The organism is Bifidobacterium sp., assembly GCF_051876855.1.
Classification (GTDB): Bacteria; Actinomycetota; Actinomycetes; order Actinomycetales; family Bifidobacteriaceae; genus Bifidobacterium.
The window spans coordinates 20,814-38,920 of sequence record NZ_JBJEIH010000058.1; the positions used below are offsets into that span (position 1 = coordinate 20,814).

Consider the following 18,107-nt stretch of genomic DNA (forward strand, 5'->3'; position numbering starts at 1 on the left):
TCCACGCTTGCGTCTTACGACAACACCTCTAAAACGACGACGCCGTCTGCACCCAGACCATGCCGGGTGCAGACGGCGTCAGACCGTCAATCGTCTTCGCGCATCAAGAACGCGATGACGGTGTCATGCCTTACTTGGCTGCCGCGTTGTTCTGGCGACGCTGCTTGGCGCGCCACTTGTACCATTCGTCGCGGCTGAGGATAATCTTGCGCACGCGGATGGCTTCCGGCGTCACCTCGACGCATTCGTCCTCGTTCGCGAAATCAAGCGATTCCTCGAGGCTCATCTTGATTGGCGGGGTGAGCGTTTCGAGCACGTCGGCGGTGGAAGAACGCATATTGGTCATATGCTTGGCCAGCGTGATGTTGACATCGAGCTCGTCAGGCTTGTTGTTGATGCCGACGACCTGGCCTTCGTAGACCGGGGACTGCGGCTCGACGAAGAACTGGCCGCGGGCCTGCAGACGCTGCATGGCGTACGGGGTGGCGACACCGGCGCGATCGGAAACCATGGAGCCGTTCTGGCGGGTCACGATCTCACCAGCCCACGGGGCGTAGCCAGCAGAGATGGAGCTCGCGATGCCGGTGCCGCGCGTGGCGGACAGCAGTGCGGTGCGGAAGCCAATCAGGCCACGGGACGGCACGGTGAATTCCAGACGCACCCAGCCGGAACCGTGGTTGGTCATCGAATCCATACGGCCCTTGCGGTCGGCCAGCAGCTGCGTGACCGTACCCATGTACTCCTCAGGCACGTCGATGGTGGTGTTCTCCATCGGCTCGTTGATCTTGCCGTCGATCATCTTGGTGACCACCTGCGGGCGGCCGACGGTCAGCTCGTAACCTTCGCGACGCATCTCCTCGGCGAGGACGGCCAGGGCGAGTTCACCACGACCCTGGACCTCCCACGCGTCAGGACGGTCGGTCGGCAGCACCTTGATGGACACGTTGCCGATGAGCTCGCGGTCGAGACGATCCTTGATCATACGGGCGGTAAGCTTGTGATCCTTGCCTTCGCGGCCAGCCAGCGGGGAATCGTTGACGCCGAAGGTCATGGAAATCGCCGGATCGTCGACATGGATGAGCGGCAACGGACGCGGGTCGTTCGGGTCGACGATGGTTTCGCCGATCATGATGTCGCTCACGCCGGCGACAGCGACGATGTCGCCGGGGCCTGCGGATTCCACCGGGATGCGGTCCAGACCTTGCGTGCGCAGCAGTTCGGAAACGCGGAAGTTCTCAATCGAGCCGTCCACGCGGGACAGGCCGTAGGTCTTGCCCTTCTCGAGCAGGCCGTTGTACACGCGCACGAGGCCGAGACGTCCGAGGAAGTCGGAGGAGTCGATATTTGCGACATGGGCCTGCAGCGGTGCGCCCTCCTCGTACTGCGGGGCGGGGATGTTGGCGATAATCGACTCGAACAGCGGTTCGAGGTTGTCGTTGTCCGGCAGGGCGCCGTCGGCGGGCTGGTCGGCGGAAGCGTAGCCGACCTTTGCGGCGCAGTAAATAACCGGCAGATCAAGCAGGGAGTCGAGATCAAGGTCGACGCCCTCTTCCATGACGTCCTGAGCCAGGCCGAGCAGCAAATCGGTTGATTCGCTGACGACTTCGGAGATGCGGGCGTCCGGACGGTCGGTCTTGTTGATGCACAGGATGACCGGCAGCTTCGCCTCGAGCGCCTTGCGCAGCACGAAACGGGTCTGCGGCAACGGGCCTTCGGATGCATCGACGAGCAGCACCACGCCGTCAACCATGGAGATGCCGCGTTCGACCTCGCCGCCGAAATCGGCGTGGCCGGGGGTATCAATCACGTTGATGGTGATGCCGTCGGGCTCACCGTACTTCGCGGCAAGCGGGCCGGTGTACTTGACCGCCGTGTTCTTAGCGAGGATGGTGATGCCCTTCTCGCGTTCCAGATCGTTGGAATCCATGACGCGGTCCGGGACTTCCTCACGTTCATTGAAGACGTGGGACTGCTGGAGCATGGCGTTGACCAAGGTGGTCTTGCCGTGATCGACGTGCGCTACGATTGCCACATTACGGATATCACCGCGAACTGCCATCAATTACCTCTCTTAATTGCATGATTTGTCTACGTATCACTCTCGGATGCGGGAATCACCCACCTACCGCTTACACATAAACCGTCACAAGATTACCGGCGGACCACGACAGGTTGAATCGGCTGTCCGCGAAGCGCACAGGCCGGCCGCGGCGACGGGCTACAACGCGCCAAGCTGCTCCCCCGCCGCCTCCCGGACCACTTGCCCTGCGTCGGCAGGTAGGAACGGGGCCAACGACGGCAAGTCGTCCAACGAATCGAGACCCATATATTCGAGGAACAACCCGGTCGTTTCCAGCAGTGCGGCGTGCGTCTGAGGGTCGGCGCCGTGTTCCTGCACCAGTCCTCGCACGGTCAGCGATCGGATCACGCCGTCGGAATTGACGCCTCTGATGGAGGCGACCTGGGCGCGAGTCATCGGCTGCTTGTACGCGATGATGGCGAGCGCCTCGAGCGCCGCCTGCGACAGGCGCGAAGTCTGCCCGTCGGTAACGAACGCGCCGACAACCGGCTCGAATTCGCTGCGGCTGACATACTGCCATCCGCGAGCGCTGTTGCGCAAGGCAAAGCCTCGCGGGGCAATGCCGTGATCGGGGTCCCCATCGTATTCGCGTTGGAGCGATTCGAGCGCGTCGTGGACATCCCTAAGGTCACAATGCAACACATGCGCCAGGTCCCGCTCCTGTTGTGGCCCGTCCGCGACCATCAGCACCGCTTCCAGGCACGCCGGCAAGCCACCCGGGAAGTCTTCGACCTGCCAGGCCTGCTGGAGCTTGTCCAGACCATCCTGGATTCCCGGACTATCCGTGGTTCGCGTCTCATGCTTCGTCTCGTCTTGCATCATGACATATCCTTCTCGCCAACCAATTCGGCGTTCTGGCGGCCCGGCATCCACCTGACGAACAACGGTTCGAACGGCCCGGACTGGCGGTATTGCACGGCTCCCTGCTTAAAAAACACGAGGATGGCGAAAAACCGCGCAACCACTTCAAGCGTGCCGTGCGCGTCCTCGCACAGCTTGGAGAACGCCATGCCCTCGCCGGCGGGCAAGGAGCGCAGGCGATCGCGGACCAACGCTGATTGCTCCCGCAAATCAACCAACGGCACATGCAATTGATGCGTCGCGACATGTTCCAACGGCGCGTTCGTCAATGCCGCCGCAGCGATTCCCGCAAGCTCCTGCGGAGTGAGTGTCCACACCAGTTGCGGCAGCATCGCGGCGAAAGCAGGGTCGGCATTGCCGGGGTGGGCGTGGCGCGCGTTGTCATCCATCCGGACGCGGAAATCAGACGCCGCCTGTTTGAACGCATGGTATTGCAGGAGCCTAGCAAACAGAAGATCGCGTTCCCGCAACGCCTCCATGCTGCGTTCATCCCGGGTGCCGTCTTCGTCATGCGGCAGCAAGGCGGCGCTTTTCGCTTCGATGAGCACGGACGCCACATCGAGGAACGCACTCGCCTCATCCATATTGCGCTCGGTGTCGAGCGTGCGCACGTATGCAAGAAATTCTTCCGTGATGGCAGACAGGGACACTTCGGTCAGTTCGAGGCGCCTGTTGGCGATCATGCCTAACAGCACGTCGAACGGTCCGGCGTAGTTGTCCAGATTGACGGAGAAACCGTCCGCGGCAGGTATGTCCGCCATGGCCGTCATGGCCGGCGTACCGGTTTCATCGCTTTGGACACCATCCGATGCCGGCACCTGCCCCTGCACAGACGGCGACTGCCCACTCACGGCGTATCCGCCAACGTTCAGGCGACGACTCCGCGCGCGACCATCTCGCGGGCGACTTCACGATATTCCTGCGCGGTTTTGTGGTTCGGCGCGTATATCGTGATCGGCGCAGCGGCGACTGTCGCATCGGGCAGTTTGATGGACCGGGAGATCACCGTGTGGAATACCTTGTCGCCGAACGCCTCATAGATGCGCTGCAGCACTTCCTCGGAATGCAGGGTACGTGTGTACATGGTGACCAGCACCCCGTCGATTTCGAGGGACGGGTTGATGCGCGACTGGACTTTCTCGATGGACTGCATGAGCAGCGCCACGCCACGCAACGCGAAGAATTCGGCGGCGACCGGGATCATCACGCCGTCTGCCGCGGTCAGCGCGTTGACGGTGAGCAGGCCGAGGGACGGCTGGCAATCGATGATGATGAGATCGTATTCATCGCGTACTTTGCGCAGTACGCTGGCGAGGATCTGCTCGCGACCGACTTCAGTGACCAATTGGACTTCCGCCGCGGACAAATCGATATTCGCGGGCATGACGTCAAGGTTCTTGAAATCCGTATGCTGGATGATGTCGTGCGGATCGACGGACGGGTCGAACAGGGCGGTGTACACGGTGTTGTCCACGGTGTTCGCGTTGATGCCGAGGCCGACCGTCGCCGCGCCTTGCGGGTCGAAATCGACAATCAGCACACGACGGCCGTACTGGCTGAGTGCACCGGCGATATTGATGGAGCTGGTGGTCTTGCCGACGCCGCCTTTCTGATTGCACATCGCGATGACGCGCGCAGGCCCGTGCTCGTGGCGCGGCTGTGGCGCAGGAAACGTCTCATATTCTCGTCCCAGTAAATCCGTTGGCATACCGTTCACTGTACCAAGCGGCGTGTCCACGTCCGGCTGCGCCCCATCCTCGGCTTCCAACTCGTCATCATCCGATGCATGGATCGATTGCGTTGCGCCGGTATTCGTTCCCATAATCGGCAACAATCCCTGACGGGTGTCGCGCATCGGGGTCATCGTGTCATCCACGCCTGCTCCTTCCCGCGTATCCGCCGCGGATACGCCTGACGTGCGACCGCGTCGCCGCACACCGGACACTATCGTATCTCCCGCACGCCCCAGCAGCTGTATCGCGCGGCACGGTCATCGCGCCCGCGGATGAGCGGTCATATACGTTTCCATCAAGGTTTCCGGGGCGATATGCGTGTAAATTTGCGTGGTCGTGACCGACGCATGCCCGAGCAGCTCCTGCACGGTACGCACATCGGCGCCGCCTTGGATCAGATGCGTGGCGAAGGAATGACGCAAAGTATGCGGGTGCAACGGACGGGCCAGATGCGCCCGCTCCCCCGCAATGCGTACGGCGTCCCAGGCGCTTTGCCGCGACAGGCGCTGGCCGCGCCGGTTGAGGAACACCGCCCGCAACTCGGGCTGCTTGGCTTTGCTCGCAAGTGCAGGTCGGCCAAGGCTTCGATACTGTTCCAACGCGTCGCACGCGTAGCTGCCGATCGGCACCAGCCGTTGCTTCGAGCCTTTGCCGGTAAGCCTGACCAGTCGGTCATCGAAGTCAATATCAGCGAAATCCACGCCCACTGCCTCAGAAATACGGGCGCCGGTGGCGTACAGGAATTCGAGCAACGCCTTGTCCCGCAAGACCACAGGGTCATGGCTGCCGTGCATCGCCGCGGCGTCCAATAACGTCGAGACCTCGTCGATCGTCAAGACGTCCGGCAGATGGGATCCGCCTTTCGGGGCACGCACTTTCGCAGAGGCGTCGTCGCTGACCGCGCCACGAGATAATGCGAACCGGTGAAATTCGTGGATACTGGCGAGGTGGCGCCGGCGGCTTGCCACGCTCTGGCCTTGCCCGGCAAGCGATTGTGCATAGGCTTGCACATCCTGCGGCCGAATTCCGTCCAGCGAGCGGATGCCGTGATCTTCCATCCAGGTGATATAGCGCTCGAGATCCGACCGGTAGGCGTCGACGGTCGCGTCGGCGAGGCCGCGTTCCACGGCGATATGCCCGATGAACGCCGACAGCTGGTCGCTCAGCGAGGACGACAGTGTCGTCGGCGGATCTGAACGCTCGGCCATCGTTCCATCATCTCCCGTGCCGGTGTTGTGCCGGTGTATCTACCTGCTGTGCTGTTGCATATGGTACAGGCACGGCAACACGACTGCGGTTGCCCGTTCCCGTGTTCACAGCGCAAATCCCGAAGCCACACTTCGTGTCTCGGTTCCGGACGCGTGTCGGTGCTGATACAACGGCGGCTGACACTTCGGGGTGCTAATCCAACAGGGCGCTTAACAAACTGTCTACGCTGAGACCGGTCTTGGCGTAGACAGTTTGTGAAGGGGTGACGGCACCCGATCCGTGACGTGGCACCGTCGCGCCCGTCTTTGTCGGACATCAGCCATTCCCCCGCTGCCACGTAACCGGAGTCCCCTCTCACTCCTGCTTCTGCCGACGCTAAAGGCCCACTCAGCGTCGGCAGAAGGTATGCCGTAACTTATTGCGTTCTTGCCGTTGGATTCTTTCCGTCGTACCCACGTGCCGGCCGACGGGCAGAACATACGGCAATGCCCCGGCTCCTTACGGAAGTCGGGGCATTGCAAAGCCTGGCAAAACGGTCAGCGGCGTTCAGGCCTCCGCAGGGCCGCTATGCTCACGGATGCGCTCAGGCAGCGACCGGGGCGTTCACATCAGCCGGCAGCGCAGCCTTAGCGGCGTCGACGATGGTCTTGAACGTGTCCGGATCGGAGACGGCGAGCTCGGCGAGGGCGCGACGGTCGAGTTCGATACCGGCGAGACGCAGACCCTGCATGAAGCGGTTGTAGGTGATGCCTTCAGCGCGGACGGCGGCGTTGATGCGCTGGATCCACAGCTTGCGGAAGTCACCCTTACGTGCCTTGCGGTCACGGTAGTTGTAGGTGAAGGAGTGCAGCAGCTGCTCCTTGGCCTTACGATACAGACGGGAGCGCTGGCCGCGATAGCCGGAAGCCCTCTCGAGAACGACGCGACGCTTCTTGTGGGCGTTGACTGCGCGCTTGACTCGTGCCATAGTTATTTCCTCAGCTTTCTATTCGTCTAGTAACTCAACGGGCTTCGGTTCAGCGACCGAGCAGACCGCGCATCTTCTTCGCCTGCGACGTGGCCAGCACCTCGTCGGTGGACAGGTGACGGCGCTTCTTGGCCGACTTGTGCTCGAGGTTGTGGCGCATACCGGTGCCGGCGTGCATGAGCTTGCCCGAGCCGGTGACGCGGACGCGCTTGGAAGCGGCGGAATTGGTTTTCATCTTCGGCATTGCTGCCCTCCTTGTGATTATCTATCACATCGTGTTGGATAGCGTGGGCGAATGGGCTCGGCCCATCCGACACATTCATTTGGCCTACTTGGAAGGCTTGTCTTCCTTCTGTTCGACGGAGGCGACAGCCTCTTTGGCGGCCTGGGCCGCCTTGGCCTTCGACTCCTGCTTGGCTGCGAGGCGCGCCGCCTGGCGTGCCTGGCGCTCCGCACGCGACTCGGCGCCGCGACGGCGCTGCTCGGACTGCGTGTGCACCTTCTTGCCCTTGGGCGCAAGCGTCATGATGATGTTGCGGCCCTCCTGCTTTGGCGCGGATTCCACCGTGCCGTAGTCCTGCACCTCGTCGGCGAGCTTCTCGAGAAGCTCCACGCCGCCGATAGGACGGGACTGCTCGCGGCCGCGCAGCATGATGGTGACCTTGACCTTGTCGCCGCCTTCAAGGAAGCGGATAACATGGCCCTTCTTCACCTCGAAGTCGTGGGCGTCAATCTTGAGACGGAAACGGATCTCCTTGATTTCGGCAGTGCTCTGATTTCGGCGCGCTTCACGAGCCTTGATCTTCTCGTTGTACTTGTACTTGCCGTAATCAATGAGCTTGGCCACCGGAGGCTTCGCGTTCGGTGCCACCTCGACGAGATCGAGGTTCGCTTCCTTCGCCAAGTTCAGCGCAACCGTGGTCGCGATGACGCCGACCTGCTCGCCGTTCGGGCCGATCAGGCGCACTTGGGAGACGCGAATCTCGTCGTTAATGCGTGGTTCGTCGCTAATGATGACTCCAATCCTCATATTTCCTTAAGCGGATTCCCCTCAGAACCGTTCGCGGTGAGTTCATGGAAGACACTGACGCGACCTCGCCATACGAATCCGTACAACCAAATCGTCATTCAACAATGCGTTGACACGCATCAAGGTCTAACCTTGAACCCGAAACCACGACAGGCTTCCAGGTGGGGTTGACACCCGCTTTCTTGATTTCTCAAGCCGGTGCAATAGCTTAGCACATGGCAGGACCAAATGCAGCCGCGTGTCGCGACATCGTTGCGCGCATCACGGGCGCCGCGTCTCACCCCGGGCCGGACCCAAGTCCCGCAATCTGACCGGCCGCCATTATACTGGTCGCATATCAGGAAGGGAGCCCTATGGAACAGGAACGCCAGCGACGCCAGCAACCGCGCGACACCGGCAGTGTGGCTACGACATGCGTCGTTTTCGCGGCAGGCACGTATTTCGGCGAGCGCCCCTTGCTCCCGCACAACGCGTTCGTCATCGCCGCCGACGGCGGGCTCGACCATGCACGCACATTGGGCATCCACGCCGATGCGGTAATTGGCGACTTCGATTCCATCAGCGGACCGGTGCCCGAACAATCCGGCACCATCCGCCTGCCCGAGGAGAAAGATGACCCCGACCTGCTGTCTGCCCTGAAAGTCGGTTGGGCGAAGGGCGCCCGGACTTTCCATATATATGGTGCGCTCGGCGGACGTGTCGATCATTCCATCGCCAATATCCAGATCCTTGCACGTCTGGCAGCCCATGGCGGCATCGGCTACCTGTTCGGCGACGGCACCGTCGTCACCGCAATATCGGACGGTTCGCTCTCCTTCTCCGCAGATGCCGCGACACGCGGCGCTGGACGCATGGTATCGGTGTTCTCGCACAGCGACCAATCGACCGACGTCACCGAACACGGCCTCAAGTATCGTCTTGAACACGCAACTATGCTCAACGACACGGTCCAAGGCGTCAGCAACGAGTTCCTGGCCGCCACCCCCGCGGTCGTCAGCGTCGGCTCCGGCACGCTGATCGTCACGTTCCCCATCGAAGCGGGATTGCCCCATGTCGAACGTCTGCACGCATTCAGCGGCGACCTGGGCGCGTTGAGCACCGCGGTGTCCGCTGCGCTTGCGACACCGCGCCAATCGGCCTGACCGATGACCACGATTGCAGGGAATCGCCTGGATTCTTCGCGCCGATGAAACCATTCGCCGCGGTCTGCAAGTATCTTGCGAAAACAAACGTTTGCAATGTCCGATGACGTTCAGCAACGTTGCACGGGACACTCATGGAAATCGCATAACAGTTGCGCCTTCAGCATGACTATTGCCCCAACATTCGTACACCGTGAGCATTACAGTGGGTACCGTTGGTAAACAATGGCTGAGGCACGTGCCCGCTTACGCCCGCACACGCCGAAGCCTGATCCCTAAGGGAGATATACATGACAGTAAAGATTGGTATCAACGGCTTCGGCCGTATCGGTCGTCTTGCGTTCCGCCGCATCTTCGAGCTGCAGGCTCGTGGTGGTCAGGCCGGTGACATCGAGGTCGCAGCCATCAACGATCTGACGACCCCGTCCATGCTGGCTTACCTGCTGAAGTACGACAGCACCCACGGCACCTTCCGTCATGACGATGGCACCCCGGTCGAGGTCACCTCCACCGATCACTCCATCATCGTGGACGGCAAGGAATACACCGTGTACGCCGAGAAGGACGCCAACAACATCCCGTGGGTCAAGAACGACGGTGTTGAGTACGTGCTCGAGTGCACCGGCTTCTACACCTCCGCCGAAAAGTCCCAGGCGCACATCAACGCTGGTGCCAAGAAGGTCCTGATCTCCGCTCCGGCCAAGGACGAGACCACCCCGACCGTCGTGTACGGCGTGAACCATCAGATCCTGAAGCCGACCGACACCATCGTGTCCGCCGGTTCCTGCACCACCAACTCCATGGCCGCCATGGTCAAGCTGCTGAACGACAAGTTCGGCATCAAGGCCGGCTTCATGACCACCATCCACGCCTACACCGGCACCCAGATGCTGCTCGACGGCCCGCGCTTCCCGAAGGCCCGCAACAACCGCGCCGCTGCGATCAACACGATTCCGCATTCCACCGGCGCCGCTAAGGCCATCGGCAAGGTCGTCCCGGAGGTCAACGGCAAGCTCCAGGGCCATGCCCAGCGCATTCAGGTCCCGGACGGCTCCGTCACCGAGCTGACCACCGTCCTCGAAAAGGCCGCAACCGTTGACGAGATCAACGAAGCCTTCAAGGAAGCCTTCTCCGACACCGATTACTACGGCTACAACGCCGACGGCATCGTGTCCTCCGACATCATCGGCGACACCCACGGTGGCGTGTTCGATCCGACGCAGACCGACGTCAACACCGTTGACGGCCTGACGCTGGCTCGTACCGTCTCCTGGTACGACAACGAGTACGGCTTCACCTCCAACATGATCCGTACCCTGCTGTACTTCGCTGAGCTCAACAAGTGAGCCTAGCCTAGCGTTCCAGCGCTGAACAACCCCTCGGGAGCGATTCCGAGGAGTTTTCTTATGCCGCCCGTCAACCGGTGGTGCAAGCATGTGGGGCATGGGTAAGAAGAAACACAACGACAAAGGCATGGGTTCGACTCCGGCGACCCTGCAACTGGAACGCGCCGGCGTGGAGTTCAAACTGTACGAATACGACCATTCGAACGATCACATGGATGAGGGGTATGGTGTCGAAGCGGCAGAAAAACTCGGCCTCAACCCCAAGCAGGTGTTCAAAACCCTGATGGCGGATACCGGTAAGGAGCGCGTCATCGGTGTCGTCCCGGTGAGCGGCCATATGGATTTGAAGGCTCTGGCTGCCGCAGTCGGTGCGAAGAAAGCGACGATGGCCGACCCGAAAGTCGCGATGCGCGAAAGCGGCTATGTGGTCGGCGGCATCTCCCCGCTCGGCCAGCGAAGCCGGCACAAAACCGTGCTGGACGACAGCGCCCTGCAATTCGATGAAATCCTTGTGTCCGGCGGCAAGCGCGGCCTGAGCGTCGGCGTCAATCCGCACGATCTGGTCGCTGTGCTCAACGCGACAACCGCCCCGATAGGCACGTGGTGACCGGCGACCGGCGATGTGCGGCGACGGCGCGAGGCTTGACGCCGTACTACGACTGGTGACATGCCAGCTGGTGGTGACTATACCCGCCTCACCAGTCCCGGCCGCCCCGCCCGTCTCTCCTGCCTCGCCCGCAAATACGACGAGACATCGAGCATCATCATCAGGCGCTCTGAATTTGGCGTTCTGATTGATAATGCATGTCACGACATACGCGATTCAGCGCAACGCCAGCATCGGGCGGCGCTGCGGACGGGATTCGACAGGTTGCGCATCCCCCGACATGCTAATCCCAACAATGCGTCTCAAACACCGCAACATCTCATACGGATTCGGCAACTTGCGTATGCCGTGGCATACATCGACGGGCGAATCAGCCTACGCATCGGGAGCATCCGCAGGCAAACGACGAGTTGCGTATGTCCGGGCATGCGCAAACTGAGGTTTCATCACGCCGAGACAACTACTCCGACCGTTTACCGGCGCTTCCCTCGCGTTTGCGCAACGCGGCAGGGAGCACGAAATGCATGTTCTCCTTGACAGTCTCAACATAGGAAACATCGGTGAATCCAAGCGGCCGAAGCGCCTCGACCACCCCGTCGACCAGCGAATCAGGCACCGAGGCACCCGAGGAGACGCCGACCGTGTCAACGCCCTCGAACCAAGCCGGATCCATTTCCGCCGCATCATCGACGCGGTGAGCACGCCCCCGCTCCCCCAGCGCTTCCTGGGCGACTTCCATCAGCCGCACCGAATTCGACGAGTTCGCCGACCCGACGATTACCACGCATTGCGCCCGTTCGGCAACCGTTTTCACCGCGGTCTGCCGGTTCTGCGTTGCATAGCAGATATCGGAGCTCGGCGGCTCCTCAATCCAATCAAACCGCTTCTTGAGCGCTGCCACCACGCCGGCGGTCTCATCGACACTCAACGTGGTCTGGGTGAGCAACACCAGCTTCTGCCCAGGTCGGAAATCAAGGTCCGCGACATCATCTTCATGCTCGATCAGATGGACATGCTCCGGCGACTCCCCCACCACGCCGACGGCCTCATCATGCCCGCGATGCCCGATATACACGATTTCATAGCCCTCACGGACGAACCTGAGCACCTCGCGATGGACTTTGCTCACCAACGGGCAGGTCGCATCGACGATGAACATGCCACGCCGCTTGGCTTCCGCCTGCACTTGCGGCGACACACCATGCGCGGAGAACACCACCGGCACGCCCGCGGCGACCGCATCATCAGGGACTTCGGACAATTCCTCAACAAACACCGCGCCTTGGGCAGCGAGATCGTCGACCACATGGCGGTTGTGCACAATCTGGCGTCGCACATACACCGGCGGCAGGCCGCTGTGCGGATGCGCGGTTTTCACGATGGTCTGCACGGTGGCGATCGCGCGGTCCACACCGGCGCAGAATCCCCTCGGATCAGCCAGAATAATACGCTTGCCGTCGCCGCTCATACCGCTTACTGCTCCTGTCTGTGTCTCGACATGTACGCCCCGCTCGGGGCACCATTCATCGTAATGCCGGCCGCCATCGCCGACACGGTTTCGGCGAGCCTCACGCAGTTCGTGCACAACACGCCGCACATGCCCTCATCGTCTGCCGCGCAAAACCATCGCATACGCGCCTAGGCGCACATCGCGATAGCATGGAATCAGCAACCCGCGCCGAGGCGGTGGCATCCGCAGCGGCGCATATATTTAGCGGACAGGAGTCAGGGCATGTTCCCACCAAGGACAGGACAGCAGTATCATCTCGTATTCGGCAGGTATGCGGCGACCGTCACCGAGCAAGGCGCGGCATTGCGCAGCCTCACCCTCGACGGCAAGGACATCATCGTGCCGTTCGATGAGGACGATATCCCCAATTGCTGCCGCGGACAGCTGCTCATCCCCTTCCCCAACCGCATCGAAGACGGCGAATACGAGTTCGAAGGCACACAGTATGTGCTGCCAATCGACGAGCATGAACGCCACAACGCAATCCACGGGTACGGCTACCGCGCGTATTGGACGCGGCTTGCGCGCACGGACAACAGCGTCAGTCTGCAATGGCGTGCGCCTGCATTGGAAGGCTACCCGTTCGACGTGGTCGTCACCGCGGATTACCGGCTTGACGAACACGGCCTGTCCCTGACGCTCAGCGCCCTGAACAACGGCTCAACCGACGCGCCGTGGGCTGCGGCAATGCACCCTTGGCTGGCCAACGGGCGGCACAGCACCGGAGATGCAATCGAGCAGGACAATGCCGAATGCCGTCTGCGCGTGCAAGCAGACACACACGTCATCGCCGATGACAGGCTCCTGCCGCGAGGAACGGAACCAGTGGACGGCACCATCTACGATCTGCGCGACAACCCGACCTTGGAAGGGCGGCCCTTCGACGACGCCTGGACCGACCTGCATCATGATGATGACGGCAACGCATCCGCCGTGTTCACCCGCCCGGACGGCATGACCATCACCGTCAGCGGCGGCCCGACCATCACGTCGTTCCAAGTGTGTACAGGAACCGGTTTCCCTGAGGCAATCCGCCCGCAAGGTGTCGCCGTGGAGCCCCAGACCGCATACGCGAACGCTTTCCGCAGTGGCAAGGATCTCATCGTCATCAAGCCGGGCGATACAAGTGTCACGAGCATCCGCATCTCTGCGGAACAACGCTGAATCCTGGTCGGATAACGCTGAAGCGGCCCGCCGATTTGTAAACGTCCCGCCGATGTGCGATAATCCCGTAGGCTTACCAATCTTTAGCAAAGGAGTCCATTATGGGTATGCGTGGACGCAAGCGCAAGGCACGTCGCAAAAAAGCCGCCAATCACGGCAAAAGGCCAAATGCCTGAGTTGCGCTGACGGATGTCGCGACACGCCGGTCTACGGTGGCGGCATCCGCGACATCGCACGCAGCACAAGCTGCATGAACCCTGTGGGTGATGACATGAATCATCGCCTGCAGGGTTTTTCTTTGCCGGGAATCGTTGGGGGTTCATGATCATCGGGTATCCGTGCGAACAGGTATCCGTGCGAACAGGGGTATTGGGGGTTATAGGCCAAAATGTGTGTCCGGTGGTGGAGCATGTGGAAGGCAATCAACGGTTCTGGCCGGGGCGTTTGCCGCGCATTCTGTATGCCATGGCATGCGCGACTTGTCGAACCCAGCCGGGAAGCGGCACGTCAGGCCCGTATTCGGCGGGTTGCGTATGCCGGGACATACGCAACCCATCATTCCAACCCCCCAGACTGGGCAGCATGCCTTCCATCCGACACACAACGCATGCCGGAACATACGCAACCCAGCATTCCGACCACCAGACAGGCGGGGACGCCTCACATCCGACGCGCAACGCATGCCAAGACATACACGGTTCGGTGTAATGACTCCCGGACAGGGCAGCATGACTTTCATCTGGCACACAACGCATGCCGGGACATACACAACCCGACATTCCTGCCTCCAGACAGGCGGAGACACCTCACATCCGACGTGAAACGCATGTCAAAACATACGCACCCCATCATTCCGCCCCCCAGACTGGGCAGCATGCCTTCCAGCCGAAGCACTACGCATGCCATGGCATGCGCGACTTGTCGAACCCAGCCGGGAAGCGGCGCGTCAGGCCCGTATTCGGCGGTTTGCGTATGCCGGGACATACACAACCCGACATTCCGACTCCCAGACATAGCGGGACAACTTCCATCCGACACACAACGCATGCCGGGACATACACAACCCGACATTTCAGCAACGGGCATCAGCCGATTAAGCAGACGGCAAGCCAGTCGACACGGCGAATTACCGCGCGACGGCGATTCAATGCGCTTCGGGGTATGTGGGGAAGGTCCAACCTTCGGGGACAGACAAATCGGTGACCGTCACAATCTCTGTACCGGGCACCCGCACACGGCGTACCACCACCGTGCCGCCAGCCGGGCGCGGGGCATCGGCATGGCGTACGACGTCATCGGGCTGCAGATCCGTGACATGCCCATCAACGCCGTCGGCGACATGAAAATCGCGTACATCGTGTGCATCGCGAACTTCACGGGCGCCATGAACCTCACACGCATCGCGGGCATCACCATCACGGACATCATCATGCCCGCATTCTTCCTCACGGCAGCAGGCATCCAAGGTGCGATGCAACCGCTCAATCAAGCATTCCGGCGCCGCCTGCGGACGCAGATAAGCGCGCATCATCGCGATGAGCGCCCGCTCCTGCGCATCACAACAGGATTCGGGGTCGAAACACTCATGTCCGCCGTCACGCGCGGCATCAATGCCTTCGCGGTCGCCGTCCTCGCCGGAGAACGAGCCGATCCGCTCGATATGCACATCGGTGCGCGTCACGCCTTCGCGGGTATGGCGGGTGATGGAGATATGGCTATGATGCTCATACTGATTCATGCCGACTCCTTCCTGCGATGCCCGCGGCATGCTGGCTTACATGTGTCGCTATTCATTATGGCCCGCCGTGACCGACTTGTGATGGCCGCGACGCGGTGAATTCGCGACCGGCGAAGAGGAATCACTGCCGCCCGCACGAGTGCGCCCGACACCATATCCGCGTTCTTTCGCATACGTGGCGAGTTCCTGCTTGAGCTGGGTGCGCGCACGGTTGAGCCGGCTCATCACCGTACCGATTTTCACACCTTGCTCGTCCGCCACCTGCTGGTAGGACTTGCCGTCGATCGCAGCGTCGATGAACACCTGCCGGCGTTCAGGGCTGAGTTTGTTGAGCGCCGCCATGATTTCCTCGGGCGCATACGTGTCAAGATACTGCTGTTCAGCCGACTCCAGGCCTTGCGAGGCGTGTTCGGAGGCGGAGTAGATATCCCAGTCATCGTATTCCCCGGTCGAATCGTTCGCGCGTTGCGGGCGCCGCTTCGCCTTGGCATACTGGTTGAAATACGAGTTGCGCTCGATTGTGGTCATCCACGCTTCGAAATTGCTGCCCGGTTTGAAGCTGTCAAACGCCTTGAATCCCCGTTCGAAGGTGTCCTGGACCAGATCCTGCGCGTCATCGGGATTATTGGTCAGTTTCATTGCCTGACGGTACAACGTGTTCACCGCGGGCATGGCGAGCTTTTCGAAGCGCTTGCGCTTCTCTTCTGTTGATTCGTTCAGCTCGTTGCTCACCCCACTATTCTATGACGCGCCGCACGCGGCGTTTCGCAATTGCGATGACGGCGAGCCGCGGAAGCGTCCTGCCGGTGATTGTCTGTTTCGCATCGCACAATGTTCCTTATGACCATGACTTATGACGCACTGATTGCGGCGTTGGAGGAAGCTCCGCAACAAAGCGATGACACGCAGCTCGGCTCTTCGTGGCTGCTTGGCTTCGACACCGAAACCACGGGCGTTGCGGCGGGGCGTGACGCCATCGTGTCCGCCACCCTCGTATTGCGCGATCCACAACGCGGCCATGAAGGTGACGCCGAGGCCGAGTGGGTGATCAACCCGCATCGGCGGATGAATCCGAGGGCGAGCGCCGTCAACGGCTTCACCGACGACTATCTTGCTGAACACGGTATGGAGCCGACGGACGCGATTGACCAGATTGCCCGGGCTATCGCGGCGGCGCAGAATAAAAACATCCCGCTTCTGGCCTACAATGCACCCTTTGATGTCCACATGCTCGAAGGCGACCTGGATCGTTGGAAGCTGCCCCAAGTCGGCGAACGGACGGATCAGGCGTCGGCGGCATCCAGCCTGCTGGTGGTCGACCCGCTGGTCATCGACCGCGCGGTATCCAAGCGCCACGGCAAGCGTACCCTGACCTTGACCACGGAATATTACGGTGTTGTCCCCACCGGCGATTTCCACAACGCCACGGCGGATACGGTCGCCGCAGTGGACCTCATCAAGCCGATGAGCACCTTGTACCCCCAAGTCGGGCATCTGACCTTGGGTGGGCTGATGGATTGGCAGCGGCAAGCGCATGATGCTTGGCAGACATCGTTTAATCAGTGGCTGGAAAGCCGCGGCCGTACCCCGCTGCACGACCAGTGGTTGTGACCACATCGGCAGATATCAGGCGAAAACAAGCGAAAATCATGCGGCGCTGCTGGACTCCCGGCACGCACATGCACGGAACCGACACAGCGCACCGTCTACAATGAGGGCGGGCAGACGGGGAACGACAAGAAAGGTTCACTCATGGCTTTGACTCTGGCTTCGGCCGCACAGCTGTTGCAACAGCATCATATGTTGCATGAAATCGTCCGAGCTGACCGCTGGACGCTGGACGCCGGCGAATTCGAGGGTTCGGACACCCCGTTCTCTTCGGTCACCTATGACACGCGCAAGGTGGAAGACGGTACGCTGCTGTTCTGCAAGGGCGCGTTCCGACCGGAGTATCTTGACGGGATCGATGCGCGCGGGCTGGCGGCATACGTGTCTGAAACCGAGTTCCATGAGCGCACCGCCGCCCCGGGGCTGATTGTAACCGACGTGCGCAAGGCGATGAGCCTGCTGTCCGCGGAATTTTACGGCCGTCCGCAGGAGAAGCTGACCGTCGTCGGCATCACCGGCACCAAAGGCAAGACCACGACCGCCTACTTCACCCATGCCGTGCTCGGCGCCCTCAGCGGCGGCAAGGCGGCGCTGTTCTCGTCGGTCGACAATTGTGTGGACGGCCACACGTATGTTGAATCCGATCTGACTACGCCGGAATCGCTTGACGCCTTCCGCATGATGAGCGAGGCCGTAGACCATGGCATGCGGTACCTGGTCATGGAGGTCTCTTCACAGGCGTACAAAGTCAATCGCGTGTACGGCCTGACCTTCGACGTGGGCGTGTTCCTGAACATCTCCCCCGACCATATCAGCCCTATCGAGCACCCGACATTCGAGGATTATCTGTGGTGCAAGCGGCAGATTGTCGACAACTGCCGCACACTCGTGCTCGGCGCTGATGCGGATCATGCTGATCTGATCAGGCAGCAGGCGCAGCGCGACCGGCGGAATATCGTCACCTTCGCGCTGCATGACGAGGCGAAACTCACCACGCCCGCCGATGTTGTGGCAAGCCCGGCGGACCCCGCCCACACACAGTACCGGATTGAGGCCGACGGTGTCGATTTCGGCTTGTTCTCGCTCGCGATTGACGGTGATTTCAACTATGC

17 protein-coding genes and 1 pseudogene are annotated in these 18,107 nt (G+C 61.3%); 7 read left to right on the forward strand and 11 right to left on the reverse strand.

Annotation, left to right across the window (positions count from 1 at the left end; genetic code table 11):
* Positions 1-130 precede the first annotated feature (130 nt).
* From typA to infC, 8 genes are all read right to left on the reverse strand, one after another.
* Entirely contained in the window at positions 131-2,059 is a 1,929-nt protein-coding gene (typA, locus tag ACI38B_RS04270; RefSeq protein WP_015450206.1) for a translational GTPase TypA, read from the reverse strand.
* A gap of 159 nt (positions 2,060-2,218) precedes the next feature.
* Positions 2,219-2,902 (reverse strand): SMC-Scp complex subunit ScpB, encoded by a 684-nt coding sequence (gene scpB / locus ACI38B_RS04275; RefSeq protein ID WP_439729666.1) that lies wholly within the window; start codon positions 2,900-2,902, stop codon positions 2,219-2,221.
* Positions 2,899-3,711: a segregation and condensation protein A gene (locus ACI38B_RS04280; RefSeq protein WP_439729679.1), complete on the reverse strand. Its 813-nt coding sequence runs from the start codon at positions 3,709-3,711 to the stop codon at positions 2,899-2,901. Before ACI38B_RS04280 ends, scpB begins: the two co-directional genes overlap by 4 nt.
* Before the next feature lie 98 nt (positions 3,712-3,809).
* Complete coding sequence (locus ACI38B_RS04285; RefSeq protein ID WP_029576527.1) at positions 3,810-4,649, reverse strand: ParA family protein; 840 nt, start codon at positions 4,647-4,649, stop codon at positions 3,810-3,812.
* 282 nt (positions 4,650-4,931) lie between these two features.
* The gene (gene xerD / locus ACI38B_RS04290) at positions 4,932-5,882 is read right to left on the reverse strand and encodes a site-specific tyrosine recombinase XerD (protein WP_439729667.1); all 951 of its coding nucleotides are present in this window, start codon (positions 5,880-5,882) and stop codon (positions 4,932-4,934) included.
* Between the two features lie 584 nt (positions 5,883-6,466).
* Entirely contained in the window at positions 6,467-6,850 is a 384-nt protein-coding gene (rplT, locus tag ACI38B_RS04295; RefSeq protein ID WP_033492307.1) for a 50S ribosomal protein L20, read from the reverse strand.
* A 49-nt stretch (positions 6,851-6,899) separates the two neighbouring features.
* Complete coding sequence (rpmI, locus tag ACI38B_RS04300) at positions 6,900-7,094, reverse strand: 50S ribosomal protein L35 (RefSeq protein ID WP_439729668.1); 195 nt, start codon at positions 7,092-7,094, stop codon at positions 6,900-6,902.
* Positions 7,095-7,178: 84 nt separating this feature from the next.
* Entirely contained in the window at positions 7,179-7,880 is a 702-nt protein-coding gene (gene infC, locus ACI38B_RS04305; protein ID WP_033492305.1) for a translation initiation factor IF-3, read from the reverse strand.
* Positions 7,881-8,233: 353 nt separating this feature from the next.
* Between infC and ACI38B_RS04310 the strand changes: the two genes are divergently transcribed.
* The 3 genes from ACI38B_RS04310 to ybaK all read left to right on the forward strand — a co-directional run bounded on the left by ACI38B_RS04310 (position 8,234) and on the right by ybaK (position 10,975).
* Positions 8,234-9,022 carry a thiamine diphosphokinase gene (locus tag ACI38B_RS04310; RefSeq protein ID WP_439729669.1) on the forward strand — a complete coding sequence of 263 codons (789 nt, stop codon included), beginning with the start codon at positions 8,234-8,236 and terminating at the stop codon, positions 9,020-9,022.
* Between the two features lie 290 nt (positions 9,023-9,312).
* Positions 9,313-10,368, forward strand: coding sequence for a type I glyceraldehyde-3-phosphate dehydrogenase (gap, locus tag ACI38B_RS04315; protein ID WP_439729670.1), 1,056 nt, complete (start codon positions 9,313-9,315; stop codon positions 10,366-10,368).
* 97 nt (positions 10,369-10,465) lie between these two features.
* Positions 10,466-10,975: a Cys-tRNA(Pro) deacylase gene (ybaK, locus tag ACI38B_RS04320; protein ID WP_439729671.1), complete on the forward strand. Its 510-nt coding sequence runs from the start codon at positions 10,466-10,468 to the stop codon at positions 10,973-10,975.
* A 460-nt stretch (positions 10,976-11,435) separates the two neighbouring features.
* On the opposite strand, the gene ACI38B_RS04325 is transcribed toward ybaK, so the two are convergent.
* A complete protein-coding gene (locus ACI38B_RS04325; protein ID WP_439729672.1) occupies positions 11,436-12,443 on the reverse strand; it encodes a 4-hydroxy-3-methylbut-2-enyl diphosphate reductase in 1,008 nt (335 codons plus the stop codon).
* 264 nt (positions 12,444-12,707) lie between these two features.
* Between ACI38B_RS04325 and ACI38B_RS04330 the strand changes: the two genes are divergently transcribed.
* On the forward strand, positions 12,708-13,649 hold the full coding sequence (locus tag ACI38B_RS04330) for an aldose 1-epimerase family protein (protein ID WP_439729673.1): 942 nt from the start codon (positions 12,708-12,710) through the stop codon (positions 13,647-13,649).
* A gap of 101 nt (positions 13,650-13,750) precedes the next feature.
* The gene (locus tag ACI38B_RS04335) at positions 13,751-13,825 is read left to right on the forward strand and encodes a 50S ribosomal protein bL37 (protein ID WP_369803150.1); all 75 of its coding nucleotides are present in this window, start codon (positions 13,751-13,753) and stop codon (positions 13,823-13,825) included.
* Between the two features lie 1,268 nt (positions 13,826-15,093).
* Here ACI38B_RS04335 and ACI38B_RS04340 read toward each other — a convergent pair.
* Both ACI38B_RS04340 and ACI38B_RS04345 read right to left on the reverse strand, forming a co-directional pair.
* A pseudogene (locus ACI38B_RS04340) lies at positions 15,094-15,387 on the reverse strand (hypothetical protein); the annotation flags it as partial.
* Between the two features lie 48 nt (positions 15,388-15,435).
* The gene (locus ACI38B_RS04345; RefSeq protein WP_439729680.1) at positions 15,436-16,059 is read right to left on the reverse strand and encodes a sigma-70 family RNA polymerase sigma factor; all 624 of its coding nucleotides are present in this window, start codon (positions 16,057-16,059) and stop codon (positions 15,436-15,438) included.
* Positions 16,060-16,227: 168 nt separating this feature from the next.
* On the opposite strand from ACI38B_RS04345, the gene ACI38B_RS04350 reads away from it, so the two are divergent.
* Both ACI38B_RS04350 and ACI38B_RS04355 read left to right on the forward strand, forming a co-directional pair.
* Complete coding sequence (locus ACI38B_RS04350) at positions 16,228-16,998, forward strand: exonuclease domain-containing protein (protein ID WP_439729674.1); 771 nt, start codon at positions 16,228-16,230, stop codon at positions 16,996-16,998.
* A 141-nt stretch (positions 16,999-17,139) separates the two neighbouring features.
* Positions 17,140-18,107 (forward strand): Mur ligase family protein (locus tag ACI38B_RS04355; protein WP_439729675.1); only part of this gene is annotated, 968 nt, incomplete at its 3' end.